15 protein-coding genes, 2 tRNA genes, 3 rRNA genes and 1 pseudogene are annotated in these 19,790 nt (G+C 42.1%); 17 read left to right on the top strand and 4 right to left on the bottom strand.

Translation table 11 applies throughout. The annotated features are described in order from the left end of the window. Positions 1 to 325 precede the first annotated feature (325 nt). The 5 genes from DMP02_RS04100 (at position 326) to rrf (ending at position 6,432) form a co-directional block, all read left to right on the top strand. Positions 326 to 1,967: ribosomal RNA gene (locus DMP02_RS04100) — 16S ribosomal RNA — on the top strand. A 140-nt stretch (positions 1,968 to 2,107) separates the two neighbouring features. Next, a tRNA-Ile gene (locus DMP02_RS04095) sits at positions 2,108 to 2,184 on the top strand. Positions 2,185 to 2,198: 14 nt separating this feature from the next. Next, a tRNA-Ala gene (locus DMP02_RS04090) sits at positions 2,199 to 2,275 on the top strand. 507 nt (positions 2,276 to 2,782) lie between these two features. After that, positions 2,783 to 6,062, top strand: a 23S ribosomal RNA gene (locus DMP02_RS04085). Positions 6,063 to 6,315: 253 nt separating this feature from the next. Beyond that, positions 6,316 to 6,432, top strand: a 5S ribosomal RNA gene (rrf, locus tag DMP02_RS04080). The 16S, 23S and 5S rRNA genes sit together here with 2 tRNA genes alongside, the layout of an rRNA operon. A 91-nt stretch (positions 6,433 to 6,523) precedes the next feature. Here the strand turns inward: rrf and DMP02_RS04075 are convergent. Beyond that, positions 6,524 to 7,087, bottom strand: a complete 564-nt coding sequence (locus tag DMP02_RS04075) for a hypothetical protein (protein WP_126322798.1) — start codon at positions 7,085 to 7,087, stop codon at positions 6,524 to 6,526. A 291-nt stretch (positions 7,088 to 7,378) separates the two neighbouring features. Here DMP02_RS04075 and DMP02_RS07495 point away from each other — a divergent pair. Then, positions 7,379 to 7,720: pseudogene (locus DMP02_RS07495) on the top strand (hypothetical protein); the annotation flags it as partial. 77 nt (positions 7,721 to 7,797) lie between these two features. On the opposite strand, the gene DMP02_RS04065 reads toward DMP02_RS07495, so the two are convergent. After that, entirely contained in the window at positions 7,798 to 8,022 is a 225-nt protein-coding gene (locus DMP02_RS04065) for a hypothetical protein (RefSeq protein WP_126322797.1), read from the bottom strand. A 76-nt stretch (positions 8,023 to 8,098) separates the two neighbouring features. Here DMP02_RS04065 and DMP02_RS04060 point away from each other — a divergent pair, with 76 nt between their 5' ends. After that, complete coding sequence (locus DMP02_RS04060) at positions 8,099 to 9,223, top strand: D-alanine--D-alanine ligase family protein (RefSeq protein ID WP_232019618.1); 1,125 nt, start codon at positions 8,099 to 8,101, stop codon at positions 9,221 to 9,223. 114 nt (positions 9,224 to 9,337) lie between these two features. Then, entirely contained in the window at positions 9,338 to 10,258 is a 921-nt protein-coding gene (locus tag DMP02_RS04055; RefSeq protein ID WP_126322796.1) for a hypothetical protein, read from the top strand. A 9-nt stretch (positions 10,259 to 10,267) separates the two neighbouring features. Here the strand turns inward: DMP02_RS04055 and DMP02_RS04050 are convergent, their stop codons facing one another. Continuing rightward, entirely contained in the window at positions 10,268 to 11,152 is an 885-nt protein-coding gene (locus DMP02_RS04050; RefSeq protein ID WP_126322795.1) for a LysR substrate-binding domain-containing protein, read from the bottom strand. A 110-nt stretch (positions 11,153 to 11,262) separates the two neighbouring features. On the opposite strand from DMP02_RS04050, the gene DMP02_RS04045 reads away from it, so the two are divergent. Both DMP02_RS04045 and DMP02_RS04040 read left to right on the top strand, forming a co-directional pair. After that, the gene (locus tag DMP02_RS04045) at positions 11,263 to 11,802 is read left to right on the top strand and encodes a peroxiredoxin (RefSeq protein WP_126322794.1); all 540 of its coding nucleotides are present in this window, start codon (positions 11,263 to 11,265) and stop codon (positions 11,800 to 11,802) included. 87 nt (positions 11,803 to 11,889) lie between these two features. Continuing rightward, positions 11,890 to 12,420 carry a carboxymuconolactone decarboxylase family protein gene (locus DMP02_RS04040; protein WP_232019617.1) on the top strand — a complete coding sequence of 177 codons (531 nt, stop codon included), beginning with the start codon at positions 11,890 to 11,892 and terminating at the stop codon, positions 12,418 to 12,420. A 181-nt stretch (positions 12,421 to 12,601) separates the two neighbouring features. On the opposite strand, the gene DMP02_RS04035 is transcribed toward DMP02_RS04040, so the two are convergent. Beyond that, a complete protein-coding gene (locus DMP02_RS04035) occupies positions 12,602 to 13,330 on the bottom strand; it encodes a gamma-glutamylcyclotransferase family protein (protein ID WP_126322793.1) in 729 nt (242 codons plus the stop codon). A 187-nt stretch (positions 13,331 to 13,517) separates the two neighbouring features. On the opposite strand from DMP02_RS04035, the gene DMP02_RS04030 reads away from it, so the two are divergent. The 7 genes from DMP02_RS04030 to nuoF all read left to right on the top strand — a co-directional run bounded on the left by DMP02_RS04030 (position 13,518) and on the right by nuoF (position 19,693). Further along, entirely contained in the window at positions 13,518 to 14,693 is a 1,176-nt protein-coding gene (locus DMP02_RS04030) for a hypothetical protein (RefSeq protein WP_145985128.1), read from the top strand. Between the two features lie 343 nt (positions 14,694 to 15,036). Then, on the top strand, positions 15,037 to 15,393 hold the full coding sequence (locus DMP02_RS04025; RefSeq protein WP_126322791.1) for an NADH-quinone oxidoreductase subunit A: 357 nt from the start codon (positions 15,037 to 15,039) through the stop codon (positions 15,391 to 15,393). Next, positions 15,390 to 15,866 (top strand): NuoB/complex I 20 kDa subunit family protein, encoded by a 477-nt coding sequence (locus DMP02_RS04020; RefSeq protein ID WP_197720806.1) that lies wholly within the window; start codon positions 15,390 to 15,392, stop codon positions 15,864 to 15,866. Before DMP02_RS04025 ends, DMP02_RS04020 begins: the two co-directional genes overlap by 4 nt. Further along, the gene (locus tag DMP02_RS04015; protein ID WP_126322789.1) at positions 15,866 to 16,555 is read left to right on the top strand and encodes an NADH-quinone oxidoreductase subunit C; all 690 of its coding nucleotides are present in this window, start codon (positions 15,866 to 15,868) and stop codon (positions 16,553 to 16,555) included. Before DMP02_RS04020 ends, DMP02_RS04015 begins: the two co-directional genes overlap by 1 nt. Beyond that, positions 16,548 to 17,801, top strand: coding sequence for an NADH-quinone oxidoreductase subunit D (locus DMP02_RS04010; RefSeq protein ID WP_126322788.1), 1,254 nt, complete (start codon positions 16,548 to 16,550; stop codon positions 17,799 to 17,801). Before DMP02_RS04015 ends, DMP02_RS04010 begins: the two co-directional genes overlap by 8 nt. An 85-nt stretch (positions 17,802 to 17,886) precedes the next feature. Next, entirely contained in the window at positions 17,887 to 18,426 is a 540-nt protein-coding gene (gene nuoE / locus DMP02_RS04005) for an NADH-quinone oxidoreductase subunit NuoE (protein ID WP_126322787.1), read from the top strand. Further along, positions 18,395 to 19,693, top strand: a complete 1,299-nt coding sequence (gene nuoF / locus DMP02_RS04000; RefSeq protein ID WP_232019616.1) for an NADH-quinone oxidoreductase subunit NuoF — start codon at positions 18,395 to 18,397, stop codon at positions 19,691 to 19,693. The genes nuoE and nuoF overlap by 32 nt, the downstream gene beginning before the upstream one ends. The last annotated feature ends 97 nt before the right edge of the window (positions 19,694 to 19,790 follow it).

The raw sequence follows: 19,790 nt of genomic DNA, 5'->3' as shown, positions 1-19,790 counted from the left end.
ATTAATTATTTAATAATATGTGTGGTACAATTACATAACGACGCGTAAATAGATACAAAGTGTTTTTACACACTTGACAATGTTTAAGTTAAGAGTAGAATGCGCGGCTCTTGGGTGTTACGCCTGAGAGAGAAAGAGAGGCTAAAGAGGCCTCTTTTTTTGGGATGGTCATTAACAAAGTAAGCAGTAAGCAAAGTGTGTGGGCGCTTGGTCGAGAGTGGATGCGAGGGCTGTTGGTGTAAAAGCCGATAGTTATAAGTATTCACAAACCGAGCGCTTGATTTGAATGAGAGATCATAGAATTGAGTGAGCGGAATTAAACAAAGAAGTGAAGAGTTTGATTCTGGCTCAGATTGAACGCTGGCGGTATGCCTAACACATGCAAGTCGAACGGCAGCATGTCCCGCACTTAACTCAGATTGCCTGAATTATTTTGGTATTTTTCACGTTTGTGTGAAAAACTGAAAATGAGAGAGGGGTATAAGAATCTAAGTTAAGTGCGGGATGATGGCGAGTGGCGGACGGGTGAGTAATAGGTAGGAATCTGTCCTGGAGAGTGGGATAACACGCGGAAACGCGTGCTAATACCGCATAATATTGAGAAATCAAAGCAGGGGACCCTTCGGGGCCTTGCGCTCTAGGTTGAGCCTACGTCGGATTAGCTAGTTGGTGGGGTAAAGGCCTACCAAGGCGACGATCCGTAGCTGGTCTGAGAGGATGACCAGCCACACTGGGACTGAGACACGGCCCAGACTCCTACGGGAGGCAGCAGTGGGGAATCTTGGACAATGGGGGAAACCCTGATCCAGCGATACCGCGTGTGTGAAGAAGGCCTTCGGGTTGTAAAGCACTTTAGGTGGGAAAGAAAGGTAATCGAGGAATATTCGATTACTGTGACGGTACCCACAGAATAAGCACCGGCTAACTCTGTGCCAGCAGCCGCGGTAATACAGAGGGTGCAAGCGTTAATCAGAATGACTGGGCGTAAAGGGCGTGTAGGTGGTTGACTAGGTTTGATGTGAAATCCCCGGGCTTAACCTGGGAATGGCGTCGAAAACGGGTTGACTAGAGTGAGAGAGAGGGTTGTGGAATTTCCGGTGTAGCGGTGAAATGCGTAGATATCGGAAAGAACATCAGTGGCGAAGGCGACAACCTGGCTCTTAACTGACACTGAGGCGCGAAGGCGTGGGGAGCAAACAGGATTAGATACCCTGGTAGTCCACGCGGTAAACGATGAGAACTGGCTGTGAGGCGTGGGACTTCGGTTCTGCGCGACGTAGCGAAGCTAACGCGTTAAGTTCTCCGCCTGGGGAGTACGGCCGCAAGGTTAAAACTCAAAGAAATTGACGGGGGCCCGCACAAGCGGTGGAGCATGTGGTTTAATTCGATGCAACCCGAAGAACCTTACCTACCCTTGACATCCTTAGTATTGAGCAGAGATGCTCGAGTGCCGAAAGGAACTAAGAGACAGGTGCTGCATGGCTGTCGTCAGCTCGTGTCGTGAGATGTTGGGTTAAGTCCCGTAACGAGCGCAACCCTTATCCTTTATTGCCAACAGGTAAAGCTGGGAACTTAAAGGAGACTGCCGGTGATAAACCGGAGGAAGGTGGGGACCACGTCAAGTCATCATGGCCTTTATGGGTAGGGCTACACACGTGCTACAATGGAGCGTACAGAAGGAAGCCAACCCGCGAGGGGGAGCCAATCCTGTAAAACGTTTCGTAGTCCGGATTGGAGTCTGCAACTCGACTCCATGAAGTTGGAATCGCTAGTAATCGCGAATCAGCAAGTCGCGGTGAATACGTTCTCGGGCCTTGTACACACCGCCCGTCACACCATGGGAGTGGGTTTTACCAGAAGGCGGTAGATTAACCGAAAGGGGATCGCCGACCACGGTAGGATTCATGACTGGGGTGAAGTCGTAACAAGGTAGCCGTAGGGGAACCTGCGGCTGGATCACCTCCTTATTATAAAATAAGAAAACAAAAACCCTAAGCGCCCAAGCGCTCACACACATTGCTTAACTGTTGGAAGAAAAATCGTCCTAGATTGCCGCGCGCTTCGCGCTCGCAATGACGATGAAGTAGACCGGAGTGAAAAAGTTTACGGGTCTGTAGCTCAGCTGGTTAGAGCACACGCTTGATAAGCGTGGGGTCGGTGGTTCAAGTCCACCCAGACCCACCACGAGTGGAAGACATGGGGCCATAGCTCATTTGGCTAGAGCACCTGCTTTGCACGCAGGGGGTGGTCGGTTCGAATCCGACTGGCTCCACCATGAAAAGGTACAGTCCCGAAAAAGAATAAAAGAGTAACAGGGAAGAAAAACAATAAAACTACGGAAGGTTGGAATCAAATTAATGTCTTAGGCATTAATAGTAGCGTTCATTAACAAGACAAGAATCTGTAAGAAGGCGCGAAGGTAATGAAAAGAGAAGTAAAATTCTTACTAATTATCTTCCAAAAAAAATTGCTTATAGAACGGAATTAATGATTTAACTTCGCAAGAAAAAGAAAAATTAATGAAGTGCTATGAGTGTCAAGTAAATGAAATTATTTTTATAAATAATTTCGGGTATGTTGCATTCAGCGAAAATAAAGAACCAGAACGAGAGGAATTCAATTCAATTATAAAGTACTAATCAAGTATATTGTTCTAGTTTAAGGCGGATGAGTATTGAGGAGTGGAGTGTACTTGTGGTACATGAGCACCGGAAATGCGAGTCCAACGAAGAAATAGAATAAAAGACGCCGATTAGTATAAAAGTAACGAGTTGGGTTCTCAAATCAAGTGAATAAGCGCAGAAGGTGGATGCCTTGGCAGTCGAAGGCGATGAAAGACGTGGAAGCCTGCGAAAAGCTTCGGGGAGTTGGCAAACAAACTTTGATCCGGAGATATCTGAATGGGGAAACCCGATCTATTTTATATAGGTCATTATTAACTGAATACATAGGTTAATAAAGCGAACCGAGGGAACTGAAACATCTAAGTACCTCGAGGAAAAGAAATCAAATGAGATTCTGCAAGTAGCGGCGAGCGAACGTGGAATAGCCTTCACGAGATAGTAGACAAGTTAACCAAACACTCTGGAAAGAGTGGCCATAGAGGGTGATAGCCCCGTCAGTGAAAATTTGTTTATGGTACTAAGCGTGAAAACAAGTAGGGCGGGGCACGAGAAATCCTGTCTGAAGATGGGGGGACCATCCTCCAAGGCTAAATACTCTCGACTGACCGATAGTGAACCAGTACCGTGAGGGAAAGGCGAAAAGAACCCCGGTGAGGGGAGTGAAATAGAACCTGAAACCGTCTGCGTACAAGCAGTAGGAGTCCCGCACTTAAATCACTTTGAGAAAGATAATGCATTATGTTTATGTATTGCAAAATCTAGCTGATAAAGACAATTACTATCTTGGGTGTACGAGCGATCTAAAAAATCGTTTGGTATCACACAATACAGGTAAAAATAAGTCTACAAAAAATAGACAATGGAAAATTGTTTATTATGAAGCTTATTTAACGTTATCAGCAGCAAGAAAACGTGAATATCATTTGAAACAAGATGGTAGAGCGAAAAGTTTCTTGTTTGAACGAATCAAAGAGAGTTTAAAGTGATTTAAGTGCGGGATGACTGCGTACCTTTTGTATAATGGGTCAGCGAGTGACTTTTAGTGGCAAGCTTAACCGAATAGGGTAGGCGAAGGGAAACCGAGTCTTAAAAGGGCGTTGAGTCGCTAGGAGTCGACCCGAAACCGAGCGAGCTAGCCATGTCCAGGGTGAAGCTTCGGTAACACGAAGTGGAGGCCCGAACCCACATCTGTTGCAAAAGATGGGGATGAGGTGTGGCTAGGAGTGAAAGGCTAAACAAGCTCGGAGATAGCTGGTTCTCCTCGAAAGCTATTGAGGTAGCGCCTCGTGTTAGTGACCAGGGGGTAGAGCACTGTTTCGGTAAGGGGGTCATCCCGACTTACTGAGCCGATGCAAACTTCGAATACCTGAGTCATGTTGCACGGGAGACACACGGCGGGTGCTAACGTCCGTCGTGAAAAGGGAAACAACCCAGATCACCTGCTAAAGTCCCAAAATTAGGTTAAGTGTGAAACGTAGTGGAAAGGTTTAAACAGCCAGGAGGTTGGCTTAGAAGCAGCCATCCTTTAAAGAAAGCGTAATAGCTCACTGGTCGAATCGGTCTGCGCGGAAGAATGAACGGGGCTCAAACCTAATACTGAAGCAGTGAATGTAACTAATCTACGGATTGGTTACGTGGTAGAGGAGCGTTCGGTAAGCCGTCGAAGGTGACTTGTAAAGGTTGCTGGAGGTATCCGAAGTGCGAATGCTGACATGAGTAACGATAATGCGGGTGAAAACCCCGCACGCCGAAAGTCCCAGGATTCCTGCGCAACGGTAATCGACGCAGGGTGAGTCGGCCCCTAAGGCGAGGCGGAAACGCGTAGTCGATGGGAAACAGGTTAATATTCCTGTACTTTGACAGACTGTGATGGGAGGACGAAGAAGGCTAAGTGGGCCGGAGACTGGTAGTTCCGGTTTAAGCGAGTAGAGAGAAATTCTAGGAAAATCCGGAGTTTCGTTAATCTTGAGACGCGATGACGATCGATTATCTTCGGATAAAAGAGAAGTCACTGATGCCCTGCTTCCAGGAAAACTCTCTAAACTTCAGGTCTGTTAGAACCGTACCGCAAACCGACACAGGTGGACAGGTAGAAAATACTAAGGCGATGAGACAACTTGGGTGAAGGAACTAGGCAAATTGGCACCGTAACTTCGGGAGAAGGTGCACCTTTTTTGGTGAGTGGATTTACTCCATAAGCTGAAGGAGGTTGAAAGAAACTGGTGGTTGCGACTGTTTATCAAAAACACAGCACTCTGCGAACTCGAAAGAGGAAGTATAGGGTGTGACGCCTGCCCGGTGCCGGAAGGTTAATTGAAGTGGTTAACTTGCGCTGAGATGGCTTTTAAGAACAAAGTAGAGAGAATAATAACTCGAAGAGAAACCTTAAGAGCCATGTCAGCGCAGGTGAAGCTGCGGATCGAAGCCCCGGTAAACGGCGGCCGTAACTATAACGGTCCTAATATTGCGAAATTCCTTGTCGGGTAAGTTCCGACCTGCACGAATGGCGTAACGACAGCCACACTGTCTCCACCCAAGACTCAGTGAAATTGAAATCGCTGTGAAGATGCAGCGTACCCGCGGCAAGACGGAAAGACCCCGTGCACCTTTACTACAGCTTTACACTGAACTTTGAATTTGACTGTGTAGCCTAGGTGGGAGACTTTGAAGCGCGTTCGCTAGAATGCGTGGAGTCGGAAGGTGAAATACCACCCTGTGAAAGTCGGAGTTCTAACCTAGCGTTCTAATCGAGCGTGGGGACCGTGTATGGTGGGTAGTTTGACTGGGGCGGTCTCCTCCTAAAGAGTAACGGAGGAGCACGAAGGTACCCTCAGCGCGGTCGGACATCGCGCATTGCGTGTAATGGCACAAGGGTGCTTGACTGCGAGACAAACACGTCGAGCAGGTGCGAAAGCAAGTCATAGTGATCCGGTGGTTCCGAATGGAAGGGCCATCGCTTAACGAATAAAAGGTACGCCGGGGATAACAGGCTGATACCGCCCAAGAGTTCATATCGACGGCGGTGTTTGGCACCTCGATGTCGGCTCATCACATCCTGGGGCTGAAGCAGGTCCCAAGGGTATGGCTGTTCGCCATTTAAAGTGGTACGCGAGCTGGGTTCAGAACGTCGTGAGACAGTTCGGTCCCTATCTGCCGTGGGCGCTGGAGATTTGAGAGGAGCTACGCCTAGTACGAGAGGACCGGCGTGGAGGTACCGCTGGTGGTCCGGTTGTTTCGCCAGAAGCATAGCCGGGTAGCTACGTACCGACGGGATAACCGCTGAAAGCATCTAAGCGGGAAGCCCCCCTCAAGATAAGATCTCCCGAGAATTTAATTCTCCTAAAGGTTTGTTGTAGACGACAACGTCGATAGGTGGGATGTGTAAGTGCAGTAATGTATTGAGCTAACCCATACTAATTAACCGTGAGGCTTGATTTGAGAATCCAACTGGTTACTTTTAAGAAAACTAAGTTGGTTGTTGAATGTAGGCATACCACAAACAAGCGATACGATAAAAAACTTTTTACAGATTATTTGTTTTGATACACAAAAAAGAATTATTTTCGTCATTGCGAGCGCTTTAAGCGCGTGGCAATCTAGTAGACAGGGTAATTAGATTACTCAATAAAGTACATGCTGGAGATGGCCACGCTCACTCACGTGAGCTCGCCATGACGGGAATTAACGATTGCCTGGCGACCTTAGCGAGTAGGTCCCACCTGATCCCATTCCGAACTCAGAAGTGAAACTACTCTGCGCCAATGATACTTTGGGGTTTCCCCCATGGGAAAGTAGGGCATTGCCAGGCTTCTTAATCTAAAAACCCGCTAACAAGCGGGTTTTTTTTAACTTTTTTCTTATGACAAGTTCTTCATCAAAACTGTTTTATAATACGTTTTTTATTTTTTCTTACCAAAGATTCTTTGCAATTGTTCTATCGATTTGGCCCCAGGCATTAAGTGCTCATCAAAATATTTTTTAACAAGTTTTTGGGAAGGCTCGTACTTTAGAAACTCGAAGTTTTCGTCATTGAAGTTTGGAGTAGCAGATTCTTCATATAAATCAATAGCATCGTCTAGAAGTGCATCTATTTCATTATTTTCAACCTCTATATCAAATTTATCAAACGCTGGTGTTTCTTCATTCTCTAATTGATGTAGTTTTTCTAATTGCTCTTCTATCTCGCTTTTTTCTTCTGCGATGTTATCTAAGTAGAGCATTGCTTTTGCTTTAGAGAGTGGGTCTGTAATTGTACCATTGTTTAGATTATCCTCCGCCGTGCATAATTTCTCGAATTTAACTTGAAAGTTTTCAATTGCAGTATTAATAACGTCTTTACTTAATGTGATTTTTTTCTCAAAAAACACCTCTTTTAATTCTTCTTTTCTATCTTCTTCCTTGGTTGTTAAAGTTTCTTGCCATAACTCCATGGTTTCCTCAAATAAATTTAAAAGTTGTTCCATAAGATTTTCCTTGTTAGTTTAAAAATGGAAATGGAATTTGAATTGTAGAATTTTTTAAAATTTTTTGGAAAGAAAATCAACTTTTTGTTTTTTTATACAAATTATGCCAAAATGTGCGTTTAACTAAGTAGTTTGTATGTCTGCTGAAAAATGTAAAGTGTGTGTACTATACGGCGGACGTTCTGGCGAACATGAGATATCATAGAAATCTGCCGCATCAGTTATAAAGAATTTAGATAGAAACAAATTTGAAGTTGTTCTGGGTGCTATTGATAAGCTAAGCAAGGCCATTGGTTTCTGAATGATCTTACACAATTAACGGTAACTGAATCAGTTCCTGTTGCGGCAAGTCAGTCCAAAATACTTTCTGCTCTTGGAGAACTTGCTAATCAGAAAAAATCTTTTTGTGATCTGGTGTCTCCTGTTCTGCACGGTTTCTTTGGAGAAGATGGCACAATTCAAGGATTATTAGAAATTCTCGATTGTCCCTATGTAGGGGCAAATGTGCTGGGCTCTGCCATTGGTATGGATAAAAGGTCATCGCGAAACGTTTGGCATTTGCCGATGATATTCCCTTTATTTCTTATATTTCTTTTAATAATTGCTAGGTTTCTTATACCTAAAACCCGCTAACAAGCGGGTTTTTTAACTTTTTCTTTCTATTCACGGTGCTTTATAGAATTATTCTTGTCATGGCGCGCTCGATTGGATTAAAACTTAAACGTATTTAAACTATTTGAACCACTAAAGTCATTTAACGGAAAGTCTTTTTTAAATTGTTGTATAAAAAAATGACTGCTAGCATTGCACGAGTTATCACTGTAATGATTCTTACGAGAGGTAGTTGCACTACTCGAATTAATTGAATGATAGGACGATATTTGCTCTGGTTGCTCTATAAGCGGTATCTGTTCTTGATTGTTGTTCTTTGGCATGCGTATTTTCTCCTTGTTTCTATACCTAAGTCAGGAGGGGCAGTATATAATAAGACGATACACTGAAACAGTGTTGATGATTAAACAAGCTTTTTATTTTATGGTTTTACCCGTTAAAAAAATCAAAGTCGCTGTTCTTTATGGTGGCCGATCCGCTGAGCATGAAGTTTCTTTACAGTCCGCTGCGGCTGTTATAAAAAATTTAGATAAAAATAAATTTGAAGTCATTCCTGTTTCTATTGATAAGCAGGGACATTGGTTAGTGAATGATCTGAAACAATTTCCTTTAGATGAATCTGCCCCTGTAAAAACAAGTGTATCAAAAGAACTTTTTGTGCCAGAGGCGATTATTAATCAAACAGAATCTTTTTTTGATGTGGTTTTTCCTGTGTTGCACGGTTCTTTTGGTGAAGATGGAACGATGCAAGGCTTATTGGAAATCTTAGGTCTTCCTTATGTAGGCGCGAATGTATTGGGATCTGCCATCGGTATGGATAAAGTGATTGCTAAACGTTTAGCACAAGCTGATAAAATTCCTGTTGTTCCGTTTGTTACATTTAATACCGGCGAATGGAAAATAAGCCAAACTGCGCTGCAAAAAAGGATTGAAAAAGAGCTAGATTATCCCTTGTTTGTTAAGCCAGTGAATGCGGGCTCAAGTTTAGGGATTACTAAAGTGAAAAAGGCCGCTGATTTGCTGGCGGCGGTTAATCTAGCGGCGGAATTTGATACTAAAATTTTAGTTGAACAAGCCTTAGTAGTACGTGAAATTGAGGTAGCTGTTTTAGAAAATTTATCGTTTGGTGAACAACCTTTAGTCAGTGTTTTAGGTGAAATTAATCCTCAGCATGAATTTTATTCCTACGAAGCCAAATATCTCGATGATAAAGGTGCGGAGTTGATTATTCCTGCTGTTCTACAGGAAAGGCAATCTGAGAAGATAAAAAAATTAGCAGCAAAGGTTTTTAGCAGTTTGGCGTGCCAAGGTATGGCGCGAGTAGACTTCTTTATAGAAGAAGCGACGCAAAACGTTTATTTAAATGAAATTAATACCATTCCTGGTTTTACTAAAATTAGTATGTATCCCAAATTATGGGAAGCATCCGGTCTTTCTTATCAGCAACTTTTAACACATCTCATTGAACTAGCGCTGGCACGGCATGCGCGTTTATCGCATTTGAAACAAAGCCAATCATTATAAACTTTAAACCTTATAATAACTATTATGGTAAATGCCGAATAATGTATTACCTTAAGCTTTGTGCGTATCTGTTAATATGCCGATGCTACCTATAATAAGGTTAAGGAGTTTATTATGTTATCTGCAGAAGACCTAAAGACTCTATATGATCCTAAAAACTTTAAAGGCGTTAGTCAGCAAACCAGAACTGATATAATTGTTACGATTAATATCGATATAGAGGATTTGGATCAAGAAGAAGGCGGTAAGTTTACGCATGAAGAGCTTTGTAATGGGTTACATTATTTACTGGCTACCAACAAAGCTCTACGGGGTTATATTGAACAAAATAACTTTCAAGTTTCAGTATCTGATCCATTTATTATCACATCCAGTGTGTTAGCTGGTTTAGGTGGTTTTGGAGAGAGTGATTGTTGTTTTTTTTGTTGCGCGGCTGATCCAGGGGCATTAGAGGTATCCCTTGTTAGTTGGGAATTTTTGTGCGCTTTAGTAGGGATTTTTGGGATAGGTGTGCTTATCTATAAAAATATCGGTGGCATACTAAAAAACGAAGAGCCGAGTGTCGTTAAAGTGGCTAAGATTATGGCAAGCTTAATTGTTTTTATTGGCGTAACGGGATTGGCATGGTTTTTTTTACCTACTATCTCTGCCGTTGGATTGAGTAGTGTTTTAGCTGTCTTTTGTGGCGCTGTTGCGACCGCTGTATTTTCTTATGTGAATAAAAAAATTCTTTGTTTCCCTAATGAGCAAGGAAATGTAAATGAATTGCTAAAGCCTTCAGATGAGTTGCTAGCAGAATTGCAAAACATTAAAACAATTCTAAAGTATTCTAGAAAAGGCGATGATAAACAGGCATGCATGGAATTTGTAAAAGCAGTGGTAAGGCTACATATTAAGTCTATTAGCAAATTAGAGAATATGAAAAAACCCTCCTCTTTAGGAGGATATGGGTCGTTTCATAAGCGTGTGATTAGCGAGCAACCTGCTAATGATACTAACCAGAATATAGAAGATATTCCTACTTATAGGGCTTAAAAATAATAGCTAGAAATGCTCGGAGATTACTTTTTTAATATAGGTTGATACTTCTTGTAGTAAAAGTTTTCTGGTGCTAGAAACTCGCCAGTAAAGGCCGATGGTTCTGAATGGTTTTGGGGAATTAAACGGGATATAAACAATATTATCATTTGCTTGTTGTGCTAATTTCGGCATGAGCGTGATACCATTGCCACTGGCTACCATGTGACGCAATGTTTCTAGGCTAGTAGCACGGAAATTTTGCATTTCGCTGGCATTTATTTTGTGACAAATATCAAGCGTTTGTCCGCGCATACAATGTCCTTCTTCAAGTAATAATACATGTTGTTGATCTAGATCATGCTGCTTTACCGTTTTTTGACGACTTAAAGGATGTTTAGTCGGTACAGCGAGTAAAAATTCTTCTTCAAATAACACAGAGTGAGTGAAACCGGGTTCTATAACAGGAAGAGCCAAAAAAGCCGCATCGAGCGTTCCTGCTGTTAATTTTGGAATCAGTAATGCGGTTTGTTCTTCTACTAGATAAAAACGAATTCTAGGAAATTGGCTAGCTAAAGCAGGCATCAGCAGCGGTAGCAAATAGGGTGCCAGTGTCGGAATAATGCCGATTTTTAACTCACCGCCATAAGGATCTTCTGCTGATTTTGCCAGTGCATAGATGGCATCTGCTTGTTCTAGGATATGCTGTGACTTTTCGGTAATGGCTATTCCTATAGGGGTTAAAAAGACGGATTTATTACTCCTTTCTAATAATTTGACGCCTAGCTCAGCTTCCAGTTTTTTGATTTGCATGCTGAGTGCCGGCTGACTGACAAAACAGGCCTCAGCGGCCTTGCCGAAATGGCGATACTCGCTTAAAGCGACCAAATAGCGTAAATCTCGTAAATTCATAGCCTTACCATAAATTAATATTATCGATATTATAATAACAATATATTATACTTATCAAGTGGTTTTGGGTACTTTAGGCCCTCATTTAATGAATTTAGGAGAATAACAATATGTTAACAGTCGGTGAAAAGTTTCCAGAATTTGCTATGAAGGCAGTAGTATCGTCAAATATGGCGGATGCTTTTACAGATATTAGCCATAAAACACACCAAGGTAAATGGCAGGTATTTTTCTTTTGGCCTAAAGACTTTACCTTTGTTTGCCCCACTGAAATTACGGCATTTGGCCAGTTAAATACAGATTTTGCTGATCGTGATGCGGTTTTATTAGGTGTGAGTACAGACTCTGAGTTTGTGCATTTAGCTTGGCGGCAACAAAAAGAAGAATTAAAGGATTTACCTTTTCCTATGTTAGCGGATATTAAACGCGAATTAGCAGAAGGGTTAGGCATTCTAGATAAGAATGAAGGTGTGGCTCAGCGTGCGACCTTTATTGTTGATCCAAAAGGCATTATCCGATTTGTGATGGTGACGGATCTTAACGTAGGCCGTAACCCTAAAGAAGTATTGCGTGTATTAGATGCGCTGCAAACAGATGAACTTTGTCCTTGTAATTGGCAGAAAGGCGAAGAAACCATCCATATAGCCTAAAGTGATGCAAAGGGCTGAGAACACGAGCGTTAGCTTGTGTTCTCAGCCCTTTAATCGGTGCAACGAATCAAATGATTGGGAGACAACATGATGAATTTTGAAGAAGTAAAAAATAAGCTATTAGACAGTGCAAAAGATATTAAATTAAATATCGCCACAACTTTTACGGATGAAGGTACGGATTTAAATAAAAGCCAACTCGGCGGTATTGCGCTCGCTTCTGCTTATGCGATTAAAAATCCAACATTGATTAAATCGGTGCTTGCTGAAGTGAGCTATCTCTCAGAAGCCGAAATCGAGGCCGCTAAATCAGCCGCAACGATTATGGCGATGAATAATATTTATTATCGATTTGTTCATTTAGTGAATGATAAATCATTTGCTAGTATGCCAGCGCGTTTACGCATGAATGTAATCGGCAATCCTGGTATTGATAAACTTGATTTTGAATTAAGTTGTTTAGCGGTATCAGCGATTAATGGTTGCGGTATGTGTATAGAAGCGCACACACAGCAATTACTCAAAGCCGGTGTCAGTAAATTGGCTATTCAATCCAGCATACGTATTGCAGCAGTATTAAATGCAATGGCTGCTGGTTTAGAAATTGCTGAATATTAAAAAATAATCTCGTCATTGCGAGTCCTGAAAGCACGCGGCAATCTAGAAAGTGCAGTAAGCTGGATGGCCACGCTCATTTCATTCGCTCGCCATGACGGTGGTTTTTGTCATTGCGAGTGCGATTAGCGCGAAGCAATCTAGCTAATTACCCGGATTGCTTCGCGCTATTTTTTTATGCCAATTAAGGTTCAATTTTTATTTGATGGAACGCTTCGGGTTGTATTTCTGATAAAAGTGCATCAATGCTCGCGGAATTTGGCTCAAAAACAAAAGGGCGTCTAGGATAAATCCTATCATTCACCCAATGCGGTGACCAATCCGTCGTGGTTTTAATACATTCTGTGGTAAAATCATTTAAGTGAAACTTTTTTTCTATTTCTAAACAACCGGATAAGAAAATATCGACATAGGATTTTATGATCGGATATTTTTCTGACGGTTCGGCTATAAATTCAGGCTTTGTTTCATAAATCCAGAACTGACCGCTTGGTAAAGGGTGGTGATCTAATGGGTGAATAAAGGCGGTTGGCACCGAGACCCGGCAGTAATATTTTTCTCGTTGATCATAGTTTTGTATTGTATTCGGTATTGCTAAACGAAAGATGGTGCCGTTAAAGTGTGCGTCTGGCTGTTTAATAATACCGAGATACGTCGTACTTAATCCTACGGATAATCCTTTTGCAAACCAACCGCGTTGGTAATGATCAATCATTACCGGTCTATTTTCACCGCTGGTGTGGTCAGTTTTATTCTTGGAGGCGGTTTCCATCAGAGAACCATAGCCAATGATATATTGAGGAAGTTGATTCCGTGGCGTGGGGTGGCAAATACAATCCGTGCTATTCGCATAGGCGTTTATAATGACTACTAGCATTAAAAGTAGCGAAGCACTTAGACGTGTAATCTGCATTGTTTGGTTGCCTGTAATAGTTGATACAAGTGTGTTTATTCTAAAGAATTCTCTAAATTTTTAAAGAGTCAGCGGTTAATTTCTATATTTTCCGCGGGTTATTTCGCGAGATACCTATAAAAATCACTTCATAATTTAATATTTTGTTAAGTATGGTTTAACTATTTGTTAATAAATTTTTTATATTATGTTCGATTCTTTGACGAAATGTGCCGAGCGTGAAGGACTTGGCATTAAAGCAAATTTTGCTGACGATATTTATGTGGGATCATTAAAGGATAGCGATATTGTTGCAGCCTTAAAGGAAAAATTTGCAACAGAATATACCCCTTTCAATTTACCTTATTTATTAGCTGATCAATTACGTGGGATATTTGGTCTAGATTATACAGGGCCTAATGAGAGTGACGAGGGATATGTCCATCAAATATATGAAAAAATAAAAGCGATCACGGAACGTTATGTAGGAGAAATTGATTTTAAAGATTGTTTTATTATAGATGACGAGAAGGGTGTTATTAGGGATGTTGATTGGCAATCTATTAGAAAATGTTTTTTTGAGACTTTATCCAGGGAGGGGTATTTTGCTAAAAAGCCGGAAGTACGTAATCTATTAGATTTTGTTCGGGCAAGACAGCTTTGTTCAAAAGAGGATTTTAGTTTTTCTGAGGTAGATAAGTATATAGCAGCTGATTTTTTTCAGAGGGAGGGCTATTGTATATTAGAAGAAATTGAAGTTAATCATCCTGAATCTTGGGAAATCTTAAAATCAAACAAAAAATTAATTTTTTCCACGATCGGCAAGTTAAAGAGACTTTTAAGCCAAACGGATGAGAGCAGTAGGAGTGCTGATCATACTATCCAGGTAAATAAAATAATTGATCAACTATTTAAATTAGATTTGAGTCGGGTTGATCAAAAGACATTCGGAGATATGTTCTTGGAAAAAAATAACCAAGGCCTGAATCTACTGTTACAGGTAGTGTATTCTAAGACAGATATCTCAATACTAGAGTCTCTACTGGATTTTATAGCTAAACATAGTGAATTAATGGGTCGGGAGACGATTCAGAAAATGCTTTTCCAAAAACTTTTGGGGTGCGTTAACGTCATTTCATTGATAGCGATACCAAGCAAAACACAGCCGGACCCGACAGGCTTTTTATTAACCTTCATAGACGAATGTATCACACAGCTCGATTTAGATAGGCTGAAACAGCTGTTTGTGCTAGCCGGGACAAAAGATAGAATAGGTTGGAATGCTGCTATCGCTACGCTTGCGCTAAAGAAATACTTAGATGAGTTTTCGCTAAGAAAAGAAAGAACAAGCTGCGTTAACGCTAAAAGCGATGTTAGAATCTAATGCTTGCTCCAGGACTTCCTTATTAAGATTAAAAGAAAAACATCCTGCTTTGAAGCAAGGTCGATTGGGCTTATTGTTTGATGTTCTCTATGAATCCATCACTAAGGGTCATGATAAATTCCATCGTAGTGTTAAGTTATTCTCCACGGCACACACGTATGAACTGCAACAAAGTGAATGCATATACAGGCGATGAGGTTTAATGTCCATTACATGAAAGGAAGGTAGCCAAACATTAAGACGAGCCATCAATGCTCGGCGCATTTTTTAATGATAAGTATAGTATTTTAATCCTTGAAAGTTGTATACTAGCCGGCAAATTATTCGGGATTGCTAAAATATCATGTTGCAGCTTTATTTTCCCATTCTTGTTTTTATTGCCTTTGGCTTATTCGTCGGCGTTGCGGCGTTATCCATTGGCCGATTGGTTGCGCCTAGTCGGCCTGACGAAGCGAAATTGTCTCCATATGAATGCGGATTTCCCGGCGTTAACGATGCACGCTTGCCTTTCGATATACGTTATTATTTAGTGGCGATTCTCTTTATCATTTTTGATTTAGAAACCGCATTTTTATTTCCTTGGGCTGTATCCTTACGACATATTGGTACGCCGGGTTTGGCCGCCATGGGAATTTTTATTGGTCTTTTATTTATTGGTTTTGTTTATGAGTGGAAAAAAGGGGCTTTAGAGTGGGAATAGATCCTTTATTACAACAACAAGGGTTTGTAACGACGTCTTTAGACAAGTTATTAGCTTGGGCACGCAGTGGATCTTTATGGCCTATGTCGTTTGGTTTGGCATGCTGTGCCGTAGAAATGATGCATTCAGCGGCATCGCGTTACGATCTAGATCGTTTTGGGGCGGTATTTAGACCCAGTCCTCGGCAATCGGACGTGATGATTGTGGCGGGGACGTTATGCAATAAAATGGCGCCAGCGCTTCGTAAAGTCTACGATCAAATGGCCGAACCGCGTTGGGTTATTTCCATGGGCTCTTGTGCAAATGGCGGCGGCTATTACCATTATTCTTATTCTGTGGTTCGCGGCTGTGATCGCATTGTCCCTGTTGATATTTATGTACCAGGTTGTCCTCCCACGGCAGAAGCTTTAGTCTATGGTGTGATACAGTTACAAAATAAAATTAAAAAAACCCGTTTTATTGAGCGTAACTAATGTCTGAAAACAATGTGTTAATTCAATCGCTTCAGAATCATTTTCCCGAGCAGGGTTTAAGCGTTAAACTGAATGAAATAACCTTAGAGGTAGCGAGAAAAAAACTACTTGAGGTTTGCGTCGCTTTAAGAGATGAAGCGGATTTTAAATTTGAATTGCTAGTGGATCTTTGTGTGGTTGACTATAAGGATTATGGCATCAGTGAATGGCGAACAGAGCGTTCTACCTTCACGGGCTTTGAGCGCGGGGTTGATAACAGTGGTCAGGAACATCCGCTGCATTGGAATAAACCTCGTTTTGGTGTGGTGTTGCATTTACTGTCTATAACCCATAACCATCGTTTGCGTCTGCGCGTGTTTGCGGAAGGCGAACCACCTTATGTACCTTCGGTGAATGATATTTGGTCGGCGGCTAACTGGTTTGAACGCGAAGCATTTGATTTATATGGGGTGGTATTTGAAGGCCATCCGGATCTACGGCGGTTATTAACCGATTATGGTTTTGTGGGTCATCCTTTCCGCAAAGATTTTCCTTTAAGTGGTCATGTGGAAGTTCGCTATGATGCGAATCAAGGGCGTGTTATTTATCAGCCAGTGACGATTACGCCACGTACCTTAGTTGCAAAGACCATCCGTAAGCCACCGAACGAATTACCTTCTGCCTCTTCTGAGAAATCGAATAATGCCTGAGATACGTAATTACACCCTCAACTTTGGTCCGCAACATCCGGCTGCCCATGGTGTGTTGCGTTTGATATTAGAACTGGACGGTGAAGTCATACAATCCGCCGATGCGCATATTGGTTTATTGCACCGTGCAACCGAAAAGCTTGCCGAAAGCAAACCCTATAATCAAAATATCGGTTATATGGATCGTTTAGACTACGTATCCATGATGTGTAATGAGCATGCGTATGTGCTAGCGATTGAAAAAATGCTTGGTGTGACGCCACCGAAGCGTGCGCAATACATTCGCGTCATGTTTGATGAGATTACTCGGTTGCTTAATCATTTACTGTGGTTGGGTGCGCATGCCTTAGATATAGGTGCCATGACGGTTTTTTTATATTGTTTTCGTGAACGTGAAGATTTAATTGATTGCTATGAAGCAGTTTCTGGTTCGCGTATGCACGCGACGTATTATCGCCCGGGCGGCGTTTATAGGGATTTGCCGAATAAGATGCCGCAATATAAGCCCTCACAATGGCATAACGAAAAAGAAACCCGCACCCTGAATGCGAATCGGGATGGTAGCTTATTAGATTTTATTGCCGATTTCGTTTCTCGCTTTCCTAAATTAATCGATGATTATGAAACCTTATTAACGGATAACCGAATCTGGAAACAGCGTACGGTAGGCATTGGTGTACTGACGCCGGAAAGAGCGATGCAATTAGGTTGTACCGGTCCTATTTTACGTGGATCGGGTGTGGCCTGGGATCTACGCAAAAAACAACCGTATGAAGTGTATGACGAACTCGATTTTGATATTCCGATTGGCCTTAACGGCGATTGTTATGATCGTTATCTGGTTCGAGTCGAAGAAATCCGTCAATCAACGCGTCTGATTAAACAATGTGTAGATTGGTTAGCACAGAATCCTGGATCGGTAATGATCGATGATCATAAAATCGCGCCGCCGCCTCGTGTGGATATGAAAGGGGATATGGAATCACTGATCCATCACTTTAAATTATTTAGCGAAGGTTATTGCGTGCCTCCCGGCGAAGCGTATGCAGCTATTGAGCATCCCAAAGGTGAATTTGGTGTTTATATGGTGTCCGATGGTGCGAATAAACCGTATCGCGTTAAAATACGTGCCGCCGGTTTTCCGCACTTAGCGGCCTTGAATGAAATGACATCAGGACATATGATAGCCGACCTAGTCGCGATACTTTCGAGTCTCGATATTGTATTTGGTGAAATCGATCGATGAATAACACGACAATGAAACAAGGGATACTCACAGCAATGGAATTTTCGGCAAGGCGCCGCGAAAACGAAGCCACCGGAGTGTATATATGATACATGAGGATGGCGAGTTGAGCGGGAACGCTGACGAAAATTCAAGTGCGAAGAGTATTTTGTCAGAAAGTGTAAAAGCAGACATTAATAAATGGACAAAAAAATTTCCGCCGGAACGACGACAATCCGCGGTATTACCGGCTTTAACCTTAGTGCAGGATGCTAATCAGGGTTATTTATCCAGAGAATTGATTGACGCGGTGGCAGATTATTTACATATGTCACGTGTGACAGCGTATGAAGTCGCTACTTTTTATTCCATGTATGAGCTTAAACCCGTTGGTCGGCATAAGATTGGCGTTTGCACGAACGTTTCTTGTATGCTGCGCGGTTGCGATAAGATTGTTAAACACTTAAAAGATCGTTTACAGATTAATTTTGGCGAAACGACAGCGGATGGGCAATTTACTTTGAAGGAAGTGGAATGCTTAGGGGCGTGTGCAAACGCGCCGGTGGTTCATATTGGGCAGCGTTATTACGAAGATTTAACGCCAAAAAAAATAGATGAAATCTTGGATAGCTGTGATGGCCAATGACATTTGTTTTCGTACCTTACATCTTGATCAGCCTTGGAGCTTAGCCAGCTATCGATCGGTCGGCGGCTATGAGGCGCTAGAAAAAATATTACGTGAGAAAACACCACCTGAACAGATTATTGCAGAGTTAAAAACTTCTTGTTTGCGTGGTCGAGGTGGCGCGGGCTTTCCAACCGGTTTGAAGTGGAGTTTTATTTCACGCACAGCGCCTGGCCAAAAATATGTTTTATGTAATTCGGATGAAGGTGAACCCGGTACCTGCAAAGATAGAGATATCATGCGTTACAATCCGCACCAATTGATTGAAGGGATGATTATTGCGGGTTATGTGATGGGTGCTACCGTCGGCTACAATTATATCCGTGGCGAATATTATGAACCGTTTGATCGTTGCGAAGCGGCATTGCAAGAAGCTGAAGCAGCCGGTTATTTAGGTAAAAATATTTTAAATTCGGGTTTTGATTTTGAACTTTATAATCACCTGGGTGCCGGTGCTTATATCTGCGGTGAAGAAACGGCGTTAATGGAATCTTTAGAAGGAAAAAAAGGTTTTCCACGTTTCAAGCCACCTTTTCCTGCCAATTATGGTTTATACGGTCGACCCACCACAATTAACAATACTGAAACATTAGCCTCAGTGCCTGTGATATTACAAAAAGGCGGTCAATGGTTTTTGGATTTAGGACTACCGAATAATGGTGGTTGCAAACTCTTTAGTGTGAGTGGACACGTTAATAAACCTGGCAACTATGAAGTGCCTTTAGGCATGCCTTTTACCGAGTTATTAGCCTTAGCGGGCGGCATGAAAGACGGTAAACAATTAAAAGCCGTTATTCCGGGGGGATCTTCGATGCCCGTGTTGCCCGGCGATATCATGTTGAATACCAATATGGATTATGACTCCATTGCTAAAGCCGGTTCTATGTTAGGTTCCGGGGCTGTGATTATTATGGATGAGAGCACGTGCATGGTAAAAATTTTAACGCGTATTGCACATTTTTATAAAGAAGAATCCTGCGGCCAATGTACGCCTTGTAGAGAGGGAACGGGTTGGATGTGGCGTGTATTGCATCGTATTGAGCACGGGGAAGGGCGTTTACAAGATTTAGAATTATTAGAAAGTGTCGCTGGAAAAATTATGGGTCATACTATTTGTGCCTTAGGTGATGCCGCCGCTATGCCTGTACAAAGTTTTATTAAACACTTTAGAAGTGAATTTATTGAACATATTGAACATAAACGTTGTCCGGTGGGAGATCCACACTGAGAACGTCATCCTGGCGAATGCCAGGATCCAGGATGAAAATAAATGTTTACACAAAATTTTGAAAAAAAGCTTAATTTACTTAACTGGATCCCGCGGT

The sequence above is a fragment of the Candidatus Rickettsiella viridis genome (genome assembly GCF_003966755.1).
Taxonomy (GTDB): domain Bacteria; phylum Pseudomonadota; class Gammaproteobacteria; order Diplorickettsiales; family Diplorickettsiaceae; genus Rickettsiella_B; species Rickettsiella_B viridis.
Note: the sequence above shows the minus strand (reverse complement) of the source record. Positions and strands in the feature narration are given on the sequence as shown.

Coding starts and splice junctions, on each gene's coding strand:
- DMP02_RS04055 (WP_126322796.1), top strand. CDS start 9,338: ATGTTATCTGCAGAAGACCTAAAGACTCTATATGATCCTAAAAACTTT.
- DMP02_RS04075 (WP_126322798.1), bottom strand. CDS start 7,087: ATGGAACAACTTTTAAATTTATTTGAGGAAACCATGGAGTTATGGCAA.
- DMP02_RS04025 (WP_126322791.1), top strand. CDS start 15,037: ATGTTGCAGCTTTATTTTCCCATTCTTGTTTTTATTGCCTTTGGCTTA.
- DMP02_RS04010 (WP_126322788.1), top strand. CDS start 16,548: ATGCCTGAGATACGTAATTACACCCTCAACTTTGGTCCGCAACATCCG.
- DMP02_RS04065 (WP_126322797.1), bottom strand. CDS start 8,022: ATGCCAAAGAACAACAATCAAGAACAGATACCGCTTATAGAGCAACCA.
- DMP02_RS04030 (WP_145985128.1), top strand. CDS start 13,518: ATGTTCGATTCTTTGACGAAATGTGCCGAGCGTGAAGGACTTGGCATT.
- DMP02_RS04040 (WP_232019617.1), top strand. CDS start 11,890: ATGATGAATTTTGAAGAAGTAAAAAATAAGCTATTAGACAGTGCAAAA.
- DMP02_RS04060 (WP_232019618.1), top strand. CDS start 8,099: ATGATTAAACAAGCTTTTTATTTTATGGTTTTACCCGTTAAAAAAATC.
- nuoF (WP_232019616.1), top strand. CDS start 18,395: ATGAAATCTTGGATAGCTGTGATGGCCAATGACATTTGTTTTCGTACC.
- nuoE (WP_126322787.1), top strand. CDS start 17,887: ATGATACATGAGGATGGCGAGTTGAGCGGGAACGCTGACGAAAATTCA.
- DMP02_RS04045 (WP_126322794.1), top strand. CDS start 11,263: ATGTTAACAGTCGGTGAAAAGTTTCCAGAATTTGCTATGAAGGCAGTA.
- DMP02_RS04015 (WP_126322789.1), top strand. CDS start 15,866: ATGTCTGAAAACAATGTGTTAATTCAATCGCTTCAGAATCATTTTCCC.
- DMP02_RS04050 (WP_126322795.1), bottom strand. CDS start 11,152: ATGAATTTACGAGATTTACGCTATTTGGTCGCTTTAAGCGAGTATCGC.
- DMP02_RS04035 (WP_126322793.1), bottom strand. CDS start 13,330: ATGCAGATTACACGTCTAAGTGCTTCGCTACTTTTAATGCTAGTAGTC.